The sequence below is a fragment of the Pareuzebyella sediminis genome, from assembly GCF_008367235.1.
Lineage (GTDB): Bacteria > Bacteroidota > Bacteroidia > Flavobacteriales > Flavobacteriaceae > Pareuzebyella > Pareuzebyella sediminis.
In genome coordinates this window covers 816,623-830,869 of the sequence record NZ_VTZS01000002.1, presented here as the reverse complement: position 1 = coordinate 830,869, position 14,247 = coordinate 816,623, and the positions used below count along the sequence as shown (strand labels likewise).

Sequence of the window (14,247 nt, the reverse complement as noted above, 5' to 3'; positions counted from 1 at the left end):
AATGGAGCCGTGGCTCCATTCATTATTGAAAAAATGAGTTGAACTTAATACAGGTTTGCGGCTTCTTCCTTAAGGTCGCGCTGGTGGGATTCCACGATAAAATAGATGGCAATAAAGAACAATCCGATCCATTCTGCCCAAAGAAGAGTATACCAATGGTTGTCTTCCCCGTATATCCATGTGATAAAAAAGTAGACGGCCAAGGCCAATAAGGTCAAAATTCCCAAGACATCCCCTAGGGTATTTAATTTGGTTTCTCTAGTAAGAATCATTGCCAAGCCACAGCCTACAAAGAAGATACCCGCAAAAATATAATGCAACCAGGTATGGTTTATATGGTCAAAATAGATCACCCCAAAAAGGGCCACGCCAAATAAGATATTATAGCCCTTGCCAAAGCGGCTTTTGGCCCGTCTTTTATCCGCTTCATCTTCCTGCTGTGCAGACATGTGCTGGGCTCCATTAAAAATAAAAAGAGCGCCCGCCAAGGCCAACAAACTGCCAAACCAGTAGCTATGGGGCATAAAGACATAATTGCTGATACTCGTCCTAAAGTGGCCTTGGGTAGATGGACAGGTGTCGGTCAAAAACAACACCAAAGGTGTCAAGGTAAGGACAGCGGCAATAAGACGTTCCGCTTTGGCGAAGTGGTCCACTTTCTTGACCACCTTTTTAGCCGTTTTCTTCATTTTCTGCATGCCCATAAGCGATGGTTTATGGGTTAGAATTCATATTTTTTCTCCACTGCGTACCGCAACAACTCTCCCACTCCACTGAGCCCGAGCTTACGAATCATATTTTTACGATGCGTTTCAACCGTAGTTTTTCCTATAAAGAGTAGATCAGCAATTTCTTGGTTGGTTTTGCCACTGGCAACCAGACTTAATATTTCAATTTGTCGCTTGGTAAGTAACCCTTTCTTTTTTTTGGGGGTGCTTTTATCGGGAATAACTATGTTAGGATCATAGTAGGTGCCACCGGTGAAGACGGTACGAATTGATTCCAAAAGATCTTTTAGTTTAGAGTTCTTTAAAAGATAGCCTCTAGCTCCCGCATCTAGCATTTGAGTGACAGCCTCATCTTGATCGAACATAGTGAAAGCGATTACTTTAATATGGTGGTCAAATTTTAAAATTTCTTTCGTGGCTTGAATACCATCTTTGATAGGCATTCGAATATCGGTAATAACCACATGGGGCCGTTTTAGTTGAACTAATTTTAAAAGTTCTTCCCCATCGTTCGCAAATCCTACTACTTCGATATCGTCTTCATATTGCAGAAATAATTTCACCCCATCGATTAGGGCATTATGGTCTTCTGCAAGGGCGACTCGTATCATATTAGGGGGATATCAATGATTACTGAGGTACCTTTATCCACTATGGAATCTATAGTTAAGGAGCCGTCTAAATTTTCGACGCGCTTTTGAATGGAGTATATCCCCATTCCATCTTCTTCGGAGATGTCATCAGTATCAAACCCTACCCCGTTGTCTTCTACCATAATATTGATATTTTGGTCGTGATGGGTAATATGAATCGTACTTTCTGTCGCCTTTGAATGCTTGACCACATTCGTAATCAATTCTTGTATAATTCGGAATAGGGTTATCTCCAATGAGTTCTCCAAACGCTCTTCCATCCCGTGGTCTTCAACCTCGATGACCAACTTATTAGCCAGGGAAACTTTTGAAGCAAAATTCTTAATCGCTGGTAATAAACCCTCCTTCGCCCGCAACCCTACATTTTTCGCATGGGCGATACTTCGGACTTTCTGGTAGGCTTCCTCTATCAATTCGTCCGTTTTCTGTATGAGTTTGTCTTCTTGCTCCTTTAACCGATCTTTTTTAATTTTTAGATTTTGAAAATGCAATTTAATAGTGGCCAAAATGCTCCCCAGATTATCATGCAAATCGTTGGCAATGCGCTGTCGTTCCTTTTCCTGCCCGGCCACCATGGCATCCAAGCTCATCAACTCCTGCTCCTTCAATAATGCATCCAAACGTTCTGTTTGTACCTGATTTTCTTTTTGTATTAAGAGTTTTCTTTTCTTTTGATTGGAATAGCCCAGATAACTCAGTCCGATGAGAAGTACTGCTACGGCTAATCCGGCAATAAGCCAGTTGCGATTTTGTTTGAGTTTGAGATTTTCGTTTTCCTTCTTCTCAACTTCGTATTTCGTCTGTATTTCAGAAATCCGAATGTTTTGCTCTGCTTGGTCGATACTATCTTTTCGCTGCATATGGGACTGTAAAAATTTGTAGGCATTCTCATAGTCCTCCCCCTCGGCGTAAGCATCGGACATATAACCGTGCAACAGACTTTTAGCATTTCGACGAAAATTCTTTAGCGGTATGGTGTCAGCAATTTGATATTCGCGAACCGCCTCGTCGTATCGATTCAGTCTTCGCAAGAGCGAAGCTCGCCCAATATGGACATAGGCCATATAATCCGATTGTCCCAATTCTGAAAAAGTTTTATACGCACAGTCAAAATAGAAAAAAGCACTATCGGGTCCTTCAAGATGCTCCGAATGCAAAACCGCCAAATTGTGATGAACTTTTGATTTAAAAAGCTCATCTTCTGTCTTTGCGTTTTCTTTTAAGGCCAGTTTGTAATACCTCAGCGTTTCATTTGGTAATGTATCAATCAAAATACTCCCTGCTGTCATATAGGCCTTACTAAAATATTTGGGATTGTTCTGCGTTTTTGCATAATCTAAATAGGCGTCGAGAAAAGGTTGGTACTTTAGGTCGCTTTGTTTGAGGGCACTGATCATTTGAGCCAGTTTAAGGTTAATGTCGGCTACAAGGGCAAGGCTATCCAAATCGGTATAAAGAGATTTGGATTTTAGAAAAAAGTCATACGCCCTATCGGCTTGATTATTTAGTTGGTAAATTCGAGCGGATAGATAATAAAATTTCGCCTTTTCATTAGGCTGAAGGTTAATGCTATCTATTCGGTCTCGCCAAATTTGCGCTTTATCTAGGGTCATATTTTCGACATGCGCAGCTAAACTGTCAAGGTTTGCTTTTTGTCCAAAACAAGGAGAAATTAAAAAGCAAAAAATAGCACAACCACATAATATTCTAATTATTCTTATCATCGTCGATAAAGGGGATGATGATACTACTACCTGTTGAGCCTGGTTGGCCTGGAGGGTCTTTTTTTTCTGGAACATTTTCCAGACATTCTTTTATAGAGCAATAAATATCCCTTGAAAAATCGCCCTCATCTATGTATGAATACATACAATTAAAAAAATCTGTACGTTCCCTAAAATTAAAGTTTTGTTCGTGTAGTAAAATAACATGAACTTCCTCCTTTTTTATAGAGCCAATTCCTAATCTACCAATATCTCTTCTTCTAATCTTTTTACATTTTAACTTTATCCACTCACCTTGACAGTTAACTCCGCAAATTTCACGTTGATCTTTATCGCACACTTCGCCATTCTTTTTGATATCAACAATCAATAACAAAATACTCTTTTCTTGAACAGAAATATCGTACTTATATGTAACTTCGGCAGAATATTTACCCTTAGGCAAATAAATATTGAGCCTAGGAATTAACGACTTCCTTCTAACTTTAACTTTTCCCTTCAAACTGTAAATTGGAATTTCCATAATTAGTTATATTTAGATTAAATTTCCTAAAGCGAAATATCGGTTTTAACACAATTGCCGAAAATCCCCATTCATAGGTATTTTTCCGATACAGCAAAGAAAGAAAATTCGATAAAAAGAGAATTGGGGAGGGTAAACTCCTACAATTTAACAAGAAATTTGTTAAAACGATTACGGAATTCCGTACAAAACCAAAATATTACAAATTCATTACTTTCTAATAATAAAAGAGTTAATTAAAATATGCTTTGTTAGTTTGTCAAAAGTCACCCATTCGGTGCGCAAAATTTAACCACCCGTTGAAAAAGCCTTATTTGTTGATGGTTTAAGCTATAGGTTCTGGTGCCTCCGGCTCCACTTCAAAACCACCCTCGGGTGTTTTTTTTCGTTTTGTCCACAGAATTCAAAGGCCGGCACGTCAGTTCCGCTCCTTCGCTAAAAAGGTCTACCAGACCTTTTCTTAAAGCCCGGCCGTCTCCGGCTCCACTTTTAATCTCTATGAATATCGTATGTGCAGAGGTTTTGCTTTCAATAGAAGTCTAAAGGTACTTCCAACCGCGGTTTAAAATCCAAGGTGCCACTTGGTCCATCAATAGGAGAAGGTCTTGTCTTGTTTTTTAAGTTCCTTTTTGATACCCTCATAAATATCATCTTGCCATAGGGTAGTGTCATTGCGTGAGCAGGCTTTTAGGGCGGAATAGTACATCACGTTCACAATTTCAGCCCCCGTAATTTCATAGGTGCTTGCAATTTTACGCCAATCGATATCAGCATGTGACTTCATGCTATCAGGAATACTTTGGGTCCATAATTTGTAGCGTTCCTTAGCGCTTGGCATCGGAAAGTGGATCACGTTATGAAACCTTCTCAAAAAAGCGTCATCTATATTATGTTTAAAATTAGATGCCAAAATGAGCAGGCCTTGGAAGTCTTCGATACGCTGTAGCAGGTAAGAAACCTCTTGATTGGCAAATTTATCGTTTGAACTTTGAACATTGGTACGTTTGCCGAAGAGAGCATCCGCTTCATCAAAGAATAAAATCCAGTTTTTACGTTCGGCCCTATTGAATACCAATTCAATATGTTTTTCTGTTTCCCCAATATACTTTGATACTACCTGTGACAAGTCGATGCGATATACAGGAAGGTCAAACTTTTTACCGAGCAGGGAGGCCGTCAATGTCTTTCCTGTACCGGCTTTCCCATAAAACAGCACCCTATAACCAGGTTTTATTCGTCTTCCCAAACTACGGTCTTCCTGTACTTTTTGATGATGCAACATCCAAAGTTCAATATCGCTAATATTCTCCGAGGTCTGGGGGTGAAGTACCAAATCTGCCCAGTTCATGTTCGTCGTAATCTTTCTCGCAGGGAACGCTATACTGTAAACAGGAGCGGCTTCCTTTCCAAGAAGTATTTTTTCGAGCCAATCTGGATCTGGGACCAACCTCCCGCTCATACCGGGTTCGCCATGAGGAGCGCTTTCTATTTGCAACATTCCATGAATTGCAAACAGCCCGTCGCTATTGAACATCTTTTGATAGCGCAAGCGTTCTTTGATATCGGTGCCCGCCAACATAAAGAGGGCGGTTTCCCCCGTTGGCAAAATCCCTCGATGCTGTTGCCCTTTAATACCGCCAAATGCAACGAACTCTCCTCCTTGTGGTAGCGCCTTTGCCATAATATCTTCCAAAAAACCGGGCTGTATATTAGGGGTTATCGCTAGTAGCAGTACCAGTTTTTCCTCGAACGAAAAAGTCTCTGGCAATTGCAATAAGCTATCCAGACCTTCCGTAAAGCCCGTGGTATCATAAGAAGACAGGATGAACTTACGGCCTGCGGAAGCGGCTTCGATTCGACCCAAAATTAATTCGCTGAGTATATTAACAGCATCGGTGAAATGGTCAGGGTCTTTAGCCACGATTTTCAAACTACGCTCACTACCTCTCATAACTGATCACTTATAGCATTTATATCTAGGAACGGGTTGCCGGGGGAGCGTTCTGTTGATTAAGATACCACATATTCAATACTTTTAAAAGCAGTTACCTTATTATTCTTCGGGTGCGGAATCAGGAATTACGGCAGGTGAATCTTCACATTCAAGATCTACTTCTACGTGAAAAGGATCAAGTGCAGCACTTTCTGCATTTGCAGCCGCCATTCTTGCCTGTTCGTGCGCGTCGTGCATGTGTTGCACATGGGCCTCGATTCCTGCACTGGGGCCTGTATAATCTATGGTCAGGGTAACCGAACCATTGTATTGGTTAAAAGCGGCTACATGCTCTTGTTCATGGGGGGCGAGCTCGTTGGCAATGGCATCTCGCACCCTTTCCTGCTGGCAATCGGTAAGTCCGGACGGCACACTAGGAAGCGTAACCGATGTAGAAACGCTATAGTCGATTACATAATTACCGGTATAATGCCAACAATCATTTTCCGTACAGCCTGGGCCTTCGGGCACAGGAGTTCGTTCCAATGAGGTAGAGCGTCCGTTGCCGCCATTAAAATTGGCCGTGGTCACACCTTGAAAGGAAACTGTATTTCCAAAAACTGTTTTGGTAGTGGGTCGGCCAGAGTACTGTACATCTGGTACAATTTCTGGAGCCATAATGCGATCTTTCTCCAGCTCTGCTTCTTTTTCCATTGCTACGGAATCTTTGGTAGTACCTTGTTCCTTTTCATTTTCTTTTGTGGCTTGATCGGTTTCTTCCTCTTTTATGGAAGCCGCCGCTTCGTCTTCGGGCATCATCTGAATCACATGCTTCCCATTTTTTTGCTGCTGTACGTGCTTTAATTCGTGTGCCAGTACCTGTTGCACTTCTAGGCTATCACCCGCTATGCTGGCTTTATTGAGAACAATATGGTTCTGCCATGTAAATGCCTTTGCCCCGATTTCTTTGGCGGCATTGCCGGCTTCTTTATCGGCATGCAGCTTTACGTCGCCAAAATTGTCCTGCATTCTAGGTTCGAAGAAGCTTCGTTGTTTTTTGGACAAGTGACTTCCCTTGCTACTAATCGTGTTCATATAATGCCCAAAAAAGCTACTACTTTTTGAGGCGGACTGCCCATCGGCCTTTTTCTGAACACCCTTCTTCTCCTCATCTTCACATTTTTCACATTTGCGTTGTACCTGGGCTTCAAAGAAGTGCTCGTTTTGCGTTTTCTTTTGGGCAGGTTTTTGTTTTTTGGACCTTTGTCTTCGCGATGCTTTATTTTTCATATTCTATATTTTTAAGTTCTTATTTGGTATTATTTGGGGAAGATAATGTTGTAGTCTTTTTAAATGAACATTCGATTTCAACAAAACCCCTTTTTGCCATCCGTAGAAAAAGTAATTTTCATACCCACATTTTAGATATTCTTTAAAACCTATAGGAATATTGAATTGTTCTCCTGCAACCAAATCAAGATAGATTACTTCGTTCCTGTTCTCAATGTTTACACAAATGACAAATTCATCTTTGATTTCTTCAAAAGGGAAAAGTTTTCCAGCATACTTTGGGCTTATTTTCAAGCAAAACTCATTTTCGAGCATCGCTTCATCTAATCCGTTCAATAATGCAGTTTTATCCAATACATTAAATTCGCCTTCAACAAAGTCTAACTCTTCATCTAAAAAATGAAGTTCAATATTGTTTAAATTACACGTCCAAGCTATTTTCAAGCTTTCTATTTCTTCGTAAAATTTGATGATTTCAGGATCTAGATTTAGTTTGATAGGATTTTTTGTTTTCTGCACTATAAAATGATGATACTTAATAAGAATAAATTTGTTATTCATTAGTTGATCAATGAACGCTTCATGTTTACCGCTATAACTTTCTTTCATGAGAATTGAATATTAAAAGTTCATAAATATATGCTGACCTGCCAAAAACTCCAGTCCACCGCCATATCTTCCTCGGAACCATCCGACGGTTTTCCCCTTGTTCGTCACATAGTGATTATCCATTCTTGTTAAAAGGTCACTTATATCATCCCCAAAAGATTGAGAGGGTAATGTGCGCCTAACCAATACGATTTCTTGAAAAACGGACCTTGGGATACTTTGACCGGCGGCATCTGAAACTTCTTTAAGTCTAGAGGCAGACGATTCATTAAAGGAAGTAGAGCTTATATTGGTAACATCAGGTGAATCTTGTGTGAAAGTAGATGCGCTTGTCAAACTCCTTACGTATGCTCCTGGTCCACCTGATAACTCACCGTATTCTACCCTGATTTGGTATGGAAATAATCTCATATTCGGTTCACTAGGGTGATTTTCATAGTAAGTTACATCTACCTGATAGTAGTACTGTTTTCGTGGATTCCCTAAAACGTCGGTCTTGGCTCTATTCTCTATTTCGGTCTTCATATTATTATTGGTTTCCTTTGTCCCAGAAACCAAGTTCCAAGAAAGCCCCGGACCATGTAGATTGTGATTTAGTAAATGGGCTGCCACCCAACTTCTACTCCTTGTGGCCGGATCGATCAAATCCCATCCAGGTGGTGCTTGTTGTGGTGTGGAACCTGCCGTATTACCGGGAATTGAAGTTAATGGGAATGCAAGCACTTGTGAAGGCCTATTATCACTGATTGTTTGATGCGTAACTACTGTTTCTATATTGTTGGTACCTTCAACGTTTATCCCTGCTATAATCAGTTTTTCTAAGATACTGTCCATTTTGGTGTTTATCTGCGATTTTATTTGTTCTGACTGCCTTGAACTACTTCTATCCACGGCTTCTTGATATTGCACAAGTAAGGGATCGATTTGCCCTTTGGTAGTTGATATGAAATTCAACGCGTCTAGTTTTGGTTGGTTTTCCGAAACCTTTGAAGGGTCCGATGTATTTTGCTGAGCGATTTGAGCCCTTCTTTCTGTAACCAACTGTTCTATGGTTTTTGGGGTAGATGCCACCATTAGATTGGCGGTATTACCTGCCATCTGGAAGTATAGGTTGTGACTCTGGCCATCTTGAGTTCTAAAGGATTTTCTGAGACCCAAACGTTCTAAGATACGATTAGCAATACCTCTAACGGCTTCTCTTCCTCTTTCTACAACCCCTTCTCCAAACTCAATAACCCGCAAAACTCCATCAATTATAGGTCTTCCCATGCGCAAAGCTTTGGCCACTAACCAATCAATGCCCTCGGTTATCTTCTCTCGAATGCCTTCTATTATTTCCGCCAATCGCCTACCGATGCCCCCGAGACCCACTTGATTTGCCAAGAAACCGATCATTACCGGAATGCCCCTTGCCATGGCACCTTCTAAGAAATTAGCAGCCGCACTCACATTGCCTGCCGCTATTTCGGCAATACCATTCACGAAAGAATTTAAAATTTCGAGCATGGCGCGCAACTGCTCTATAAAGGACTGAATGGCCTTGTAAATTGCAATGACACTATTGATTACGGCCATAATACCCGTAGGGTCTAACATGCTCAACAGTTTGGTCGTTACGGACGCTATGATACGCGTCATGATCCAGTTCTTGGCGGCATCTAGCACCATATTCCATAACTCGCTCAACTTCTCTTGTACATACTCCCAAATAGCTATCGGACCGCGTTCGATGACATCCTTGATGAACGACCAAATTCCTGTCAGTTTATCCACGGCCCCTCTAATTTTGGCCACTTTTTCAGCCCCTATTTGTTCGGTGAGCTTCAACCAGACCCGTTCCATAATACGGTCGACACTGATTCCCAAAATCTGCATAATAAGGTTCAAAATACTTTTGAAACTCAAATCAGGAGGCATTTGAAGGCCCAATTCACCCAAGGAACCAAACAACCAAGTCGCTAGGCCGCTCATTAAGTGTGTGAGAATATTATCAAAGAATTGAGTAAAGCCCTGTTTGATTCCTCTCAAGATATTTTTGAGGAAACCTATCGGATCTCGCTTAATGTTGCCGAAGGCTTCCAAGGAGCGTTGAATAATATTATTAACAGTTTCAAACGGGAAGTTCATCGCAATCAAAAGAATCTCCACCACGATTTGAACAATGGTCGTAACGAAGCGAACCAGTCGAATTACCGGATCTCCAAAAGTTTCTACTATTCTTGCAAATACCCCGAACGGATTCAAGAAATCGTTCCAATCCAATGATTCCCATAAGCTGGTGAAGAGTCCAATCACATAGGCCCAAGTGAAGTTAAGCTGGTTCACCGCCCGGGTCACTTTCTGGGTCATTTGATCTATTTTTCCACTCTCCTTAAGTTGTTGGAACTGAGCTTCGCCTCCCTCCATTAAACTAAAGAAACCATGAATCATGTTTTCTGTATTCCTACGAACAACGGCCCCGGTGAATGGATCTTTTCCTATGAGCACCGTAATTAAAAAATACCCCCTTGTGTCTTTCGCATAATTGCTAAGGCGCGACAACAAAGCTTCCCTTAGAATACCGACCAATATGACCATGGCATCGGTAAAGAAGGTGACAATTCTATTGATAGGAGTAAGAAAAGCTTGAGCGATTCTGGTGAACGTTTCTATGGGACTGAACAGCGAATCAAAAGTAATGAGCTCCCAAATGGTCGAGAATATTTGGCCAACATCACTGACTAAATCCTGAACCAGCCCAATACTGCGATCTATCCATTCAACGCATTTTCCGAAAATACCGTTCTCGACCATCTGGGCCTTAATCTGGGCACCTCGTTCACCAAGCACTCTCAAGGAGGCATTCAAAATGTTGGTACCGTTGAACGCTACCTGTTCTCCCGAAATGGGATCTTCACCCAAAAGCAGTACCAGTAAATCGTAAGCATCGGGAAAGTATTCCTTGACAAAGGTCACCAAAGTACTAATTGCGATGTCCTTCACCATGATAAGGAAATCGCCCCCTACCTCAGCAACAAAGTCGACAATATCAGTGACAATAGATTGGAATAGGTTGGCCACATCACTCATGACCTGTTCAGGATTACCAGCATCTTCAATGCTTAGCCTATTCCAGAAATTCTCGAACCGAGTTTCTACCGTAGCGATAAGCGCCGAGAAGCGTTTCACCGAATCGAACAGCCAAATGGCCACAGGATTGATCGCCTCGAAATACTCTAATACCCATTTGACCATACTACCTCCAATGGGGATAATATCAAGTACCGCATCCAATAGTGTCAATGGGGTTTTATCCACTCCCCTACCCGTGATCGGGTCGTATCCTAAAATGTAGCTCAGTAAGGTATAGCCAGGAATCTCCACTACAAAATCACGTACCTTATCCAAAAGCCAATTTTTGGCAGCGTCGAGACCTTCTTCTATCAGATCGGCCACGTCAGAAGCTAGGCCAGAAACCGCATTCCAGGCATCGCCTAACCAACCGCCTTGTATCATCGCTCCGGGTGATTTGTTCCTGATTTGCATCGCGGGAGCTGTATCTGCTTTGGTTTGAATATCACCAGGGGAATCCTCCGTTTCGTAGACGAATCCGTTTGAGGCAAATCCGCCTGGGCTTCCTATTTCTGAACGTTGTATGCCCTCCTCCTCTTTTTCCTTTTCCGGACTATTCGATTTCTTTTGAAGGGTCTCTTCCTCTTCTTCTTTTTGACCTTGTTCTATCTTGGCCTGGAGTTGCTCCTCTTCTTCTTTTGTTTGAATCTTTTCCACCTCGTTTTCACTTTCGGGCTTGCGGCTCACATTGTATTTCAGCTTTCGCAACTCTTTAAAGGTTTTAGGCTCGGTATCTTCATCACCTAAGGTCGGATCTCTTAGGCTTCCAGTTTTGGCTACCAAGGGATTAAAGAATGCCTGCCAATTACTGAGGTCATGAGTTTGTACTTGTACCTCTCCCCCAAGATTATCATCTCCGGCAGTGTTTCCATTAACGCTTTTCACACGATTGGTTCCTTCCATGCCCACTACTAAACCATAGTGCGACCTTTTTTCCTTAAAGGCCAAATCACCTGGTTTGGGGGTATGCCCTGGCGGATAGGCTGCCTCCCGAGGAATGAATTCTTCTCCCAATTTCCATTTGGGCATAGGGATTCCCGCTTTGTTCAATGCCCAAAATGCGAAGATGCCGCACCAGCTGGGCATGGCGTCCCTGTTTTCTTTTACATTGGTGTCCGGTTGATTGGGAACCTGCCCGGGAATAGTTGCTTTCTTTTTTATATGAGGTTTGTAGACCACTCCTTTTGCACCCGTAGGCCGACGTACAATTTTGTCCTTACCGAAGGTGGTTTCAAAATATTCAAGTAGGCGCTCCCAACCGTATCTATAGCCATCAGGTCCTTCTTTATTCGCAATGACCTTACCTTGCTCTTCTTGGGCCAGTTCAACGGCTTTGGTAAGTTGAGGGGCTATTTGACGCTGAAGTATGGTTTTGCGTTGTACGGCCGTGAAGTTATGCTTTCGTTGCAATTTGGAGTGCACAGGTACTGCTCCTTGCTGAATGGTGTGTGTTAATTCATGGGCAAGCAGGGTTTGCCCCGCTTTAGATGCGGGATCGTATTTTCCACTATTGAAGTAGATGTGATTTCCGTAGGTAAAGGCATGCGCATTTACTTGCTTACTCATTTGCTGAGCGCTCGTATCGGTATGAATCCTTACCGTACTGAAATCTGCCCCGAAACGGGACGACATTATATCTCCGACAGGTGCGGCCATGGGCCGGCCACCGGAGGTTGAATTATGCAATTGACTTTGAAATTGCGCGGCCTGCGCCGGGGGACCGCGGCCACTCAGCTGTATCACGTCGGAGTGATACATCGAAGATGGCCGCTGATCGGAATACGTCTGTACCGTTTCTTCTTCCTCGGAAGATGCCGCTTGCAGACCATTTCTATCTCTTTGTATAAAAGATATTTGTTTGGTTTGAACGGTGGTGCTTTCTTCTTGCTCTTCATCCGTCATGCGCTGCACTGTCATCGCCGCTGCTTGTAATGTTTCCTCCTCCTCTTCCTTTCCGTCTTCCTGTCGTTGTATTTCTGGAGCAGGGGCAGGTACCGAAACTGGCTCAGATGCCGGCGTGTTTACAACTCGGTCGGCAATAAGATCCGCTTCTTTTTCATAAGGGTCATCGGGCCTGTTTACTCGAAGTTTGGGCTGGATTGCAGGTTTAAAAAAGGTAGATTCAGACATAGGTTCGCTCGACTCTTTTTGTGGACTAAAAAAAGTTTGCGCTGTTTTGCGCTGCAAGTTTACAGCGGGTTTTACCGTTTTGTCTGCTGATGAAAACAATCGTTATTTTTTAATCCACTCTACAAAAAGAATTTGGTTCATCCAGTTAAATCGCACCGTGGAATAATTCCATGAAACATAATTGAGCAAAATATCTACTGTTTGCTCTTTGATAGTGAGGTAGTAAAATCCGTTCTTAGACCTTAGCATCCCTCCTCGGTTCAAAAATGTGGTTCTAAGTCCATCAGGACTTGTATTTTTTAATGCCTCCCAATGCCCAATGACAGCGTTAAGAAGCTCTTCTATTTTTTCAATTAGTTTTGGGGATGGTCTTAGACTGATATCGCAATGCTGTCCGGGCCGCAATCCCGCAAGTATTTTGGGCAGCGTCAATTTCCATTCCGGGGCTTTTGTTTCGCCAGTCGCCAAATAGTGTAATATAATCGGTATTTTAAGCGGACTAACGCGCTCCCCTTTTTCATCTACATACCCTATATTTTTTAAAAATGGAGTAAGGAAAGGGGCTAGCAACACCAATCCGGCTTGTGATATGTGCGCTCCTTCATCCAAGACTTCCCATTCCCGATGCGTTTCATGCTCCTGCGTCTGTGAAGTGGTTGCCGATTTTTCAGGTATGGCCCCCTTTATTTCCTTCAGGTTCAAACCATCCTTGACCAACAATGCGACCACTGATTCAATCTCCTTTGGAACATCAATAGTCAAACCCTGTATTTTATTCGGAATCATATACTTCCTTAAAACTTTAGAAAGGAGTTCCGTTACAGATTGTTCAGTGGTGGATACCAATCCAAAAAGGGTATGGTAAAAATTCATGATGGAAAGGGGTGACCGAAAATATTCGGGATGGTCGGACACTAATTTTAAAACGTCTTTTGTGAGCTTGCCTGCATCTTTTTCACCGGTCAAACTTGCTATTAACTCATCTTGCAACCCTTGACTTCGCAATCTAAAAAATCGCACAAAGACACTTTGGGTTTTAATAGCTGCCAACCATTGTTTCCTCAGTTCGTCGTTGACCAAAAGTTCTTCAAAAAAAGCTGACACCAGGGCATTCCAATCTTCTGTTTCATAAGACTCCCGTACTTGTCCCGTTTTGAGATAGTCAAAAATAACATTGGCCCAATAGTGCTGTGCAGAAACAGCGGTACTCTCTTTTTTCTTAATGGCTATTTTAAGGGCATTGTATACTTGGTCCCAAATACTTGCTTGTATAGCCAAGGAATCCTTGAAAAAATCCAACCCTTCTTTGAGGTTCAATGCTATTTCCAAATCCGGGATTTCTACAAAGGTATGGGCATCGGTCAAGTTATCCGCATGATGATCAATGGCCTCCAAAATGTTGGATTTGGCCCATGACACAAAATCGGAACTCCCTCCCATTTTTGATTCTAAAGTTTCTAGCTCAAAGTTTAGAACGGCATTATTGATCGTATTTAAATTGTGGGTTACATTCATTTGATGCAGAATTAAATATCCTCGAGAAGAT

The 14,247-nt window shown here is 42.2% G+C and carries 9 protein-coding genes; all 9 read right to left on the bottom strand.

Annotation, left to right across the window (positions count from 1 at the left end):
• Nucleotides 1–44 precede the first annotated feature (44 nt).
• The 9 genes from F2B13_RS10150 to F2B13_RS10110 all read right to left on the bottom strand — a co-directional run bounded on the left by F2B13_RS10150 (nucleotide 45) and on the right by F2B13_RS10110 (nucleotide 14,216).
• Nucleotides 45–704 (bottom strand): DUF7103 family protein, encoded by a 660-nt coding sequence (locus F2B13_RS10150; protein ID WP_149274967.1) that lies wholly within the window; start codon nucleotides 702–704, stop codon nucleotides 45–47.
• A 17-nt stretch (nucleotides 705–721) separates the two neighbouring features.
• The gene (locus F2B13_RS10145) at nucleotides 722–1,339 is read right to left on the bottom strand and encodes a response regulator transcription factor (protein ID WP_149274966.1); all 618 of its coding nucleotides are present in this window, start codon (nucleotides 1,337–1,339) and stop codon (nucleotides 722–724) included.
• Nucleotides 1,336–2,994 carry an ATP-binding protein gene (locus F2B13_RS10140; RefSeq protein WP_198439737.1) on the bottom strand — a complete coding sequence of 553 codons (1,659 nt, stop codon included), beginning with the start codon at nucleotides 2,992–2,994 and terminating at the stop codon, nucleotides 1,336–1,338. The genes F2B13_RS10145 and F2B13_RS10140 overlap by 4 nt, the downstream gene beginning before the upstream one ends.
• Before the next feature lie 94 nt (nucleotides 2,995–3,088).
• Nucleotides 3,089–3,628, bottom strand: a complete 540-nt coding sequence (locus F2B13_RS10135) for a hypothetical protein (protein WP_149274964.1) — start codon at nucleotides 3,626–3,628, stop codon at nucleotides 3,089–3,091.
• A 589-nt stretch (nucleotides 3,629–4,217) separates the two neighbouring features.
• Nucleotides 4,218–5,579 (bottom strand): ATP-binding protein, encoded by a 1,362-nt coding sequence (locus F2B13_RS10130; protein ID WP_149304098.1) that lies wholly within the window; start codon nucleotides 5,577–5,579, stop codon nucleotides 4,218–4,220.
• Nucleotides 5,580–5,681: 102 nt separating this feature from the next.
• Nucleotides 5,682–6,851, bottom strand: coding sequence for an eCIS core domain-containing protein (locus F2B13_RS10125; RefSeq protein ID WP_149304097.1), 1,170 nt, complete (start codon nucleotides 6,849–6,851; stop codon nucleotides 5,682–5,684).
• 3 nt (nucleotides 6,852–6,854) lie between these two features.
• The gene (locus F2B13_RS10120; protein WP_149304096.1) at nucleotides 6,855–7,460 is read right to left on the bottom strand and encodes a hypothetical protein; all 606 of its coding nucleotides are present in this window, start codon (nucleotides 7,458–7,460) and stop codon (nucleotides 6,855–6,857) included.
• Nucleotides 7,461–7,472: 12 nt separating this feature from the next.
• On the bottom strand, nucleotides 7,473–12,800 hold the full coding sequence (locus tag F2B13_RS10115; protein WP_198440104.1) for an eCIS core domain-containing protein: 5,328 nt from the start codon (nucleotides 12,798–12,800) through the stop codon (nucleotides 7,473–7,475).
• A gap of 3 nt (nucleotides 12,801–12,803) precedes the next feature.
• A complete protein-coding gene (locus F2B13_RS10110; protein ID WP_149304095.1) occupies nucleotides 12,804–14,216 on the bottom strand; it encodes a contractile injection system tape measure protein in 1,413 nt (470 codons plus the stop codon).
• Between the last annotated feature and the right edge of the window lie 31 nt (nucleotides 14,217–14,247).

What these genes read in the sequence shown, in the direction of transcription:
- F2B13_RS10140 (WP_198439737.1), bottom strand. Translation starts at nt 2,994, where the DNA reads ATGACCCTAGATAAAGCGCAAATTTGGCGAGACCGAATAGATAGCATT.
- F2B13_RS10130 (WP_149304098.1), bottom strand. Translation starts at nt 5,579, where the DNA reads ATGAGAGGTAGTGAGCGTAGTTTGAAAATCGTGGCTAAAGACCCTGAC.
- F2B13_RS10125 (WP_149304097.1), bottom strand. Translation starts at nt 6,851, where the DNA reads ATGAAAAATAAAGCATCGCGAAGACAAAGGTCCAAAAAACAAAAACCT.
- F2B13_RS10120 (WP_149304096.1), bottom strand. Translation starts at nt 7,460, where the DNA reads ATGAAAGAAAGTTATAGCGGTAAACATGAAGCGTTCATTGATCAACTA.
- F2B13_RS10135 (WP_149274964.1), bottom strand. Translation starts at nt 3,628, where the DNA reads ATGGAAATTCCAATTTACAGTTTGAAGGGAAAAGTTAAAGTTAGAAGG.
- F2B13_RS10150 (WP_149274967.1), bottom strand. Translation starts at nt 704, where the DNA reads ATGGGCATGCAGAAAATGAAGAAAACGGCTAAAAAGGTGGTCAAGAAA.
- F2B13_RS10110 (WP_149304095.1), bottom strand. Translation starts at nt 14,216, where the DNA reads ATGAATGTAACCCACAATTTAAATACGATCAATAATGCCGTTCTAAAC.
- F2B13_RS10145 (WP_149274966.1), bottom strand. Translation starts at nt 1,339, where the DNA reads ATGATACGAGTCGCCCTTGCAGAAGACCATAATGCCCTAATCGATGGG.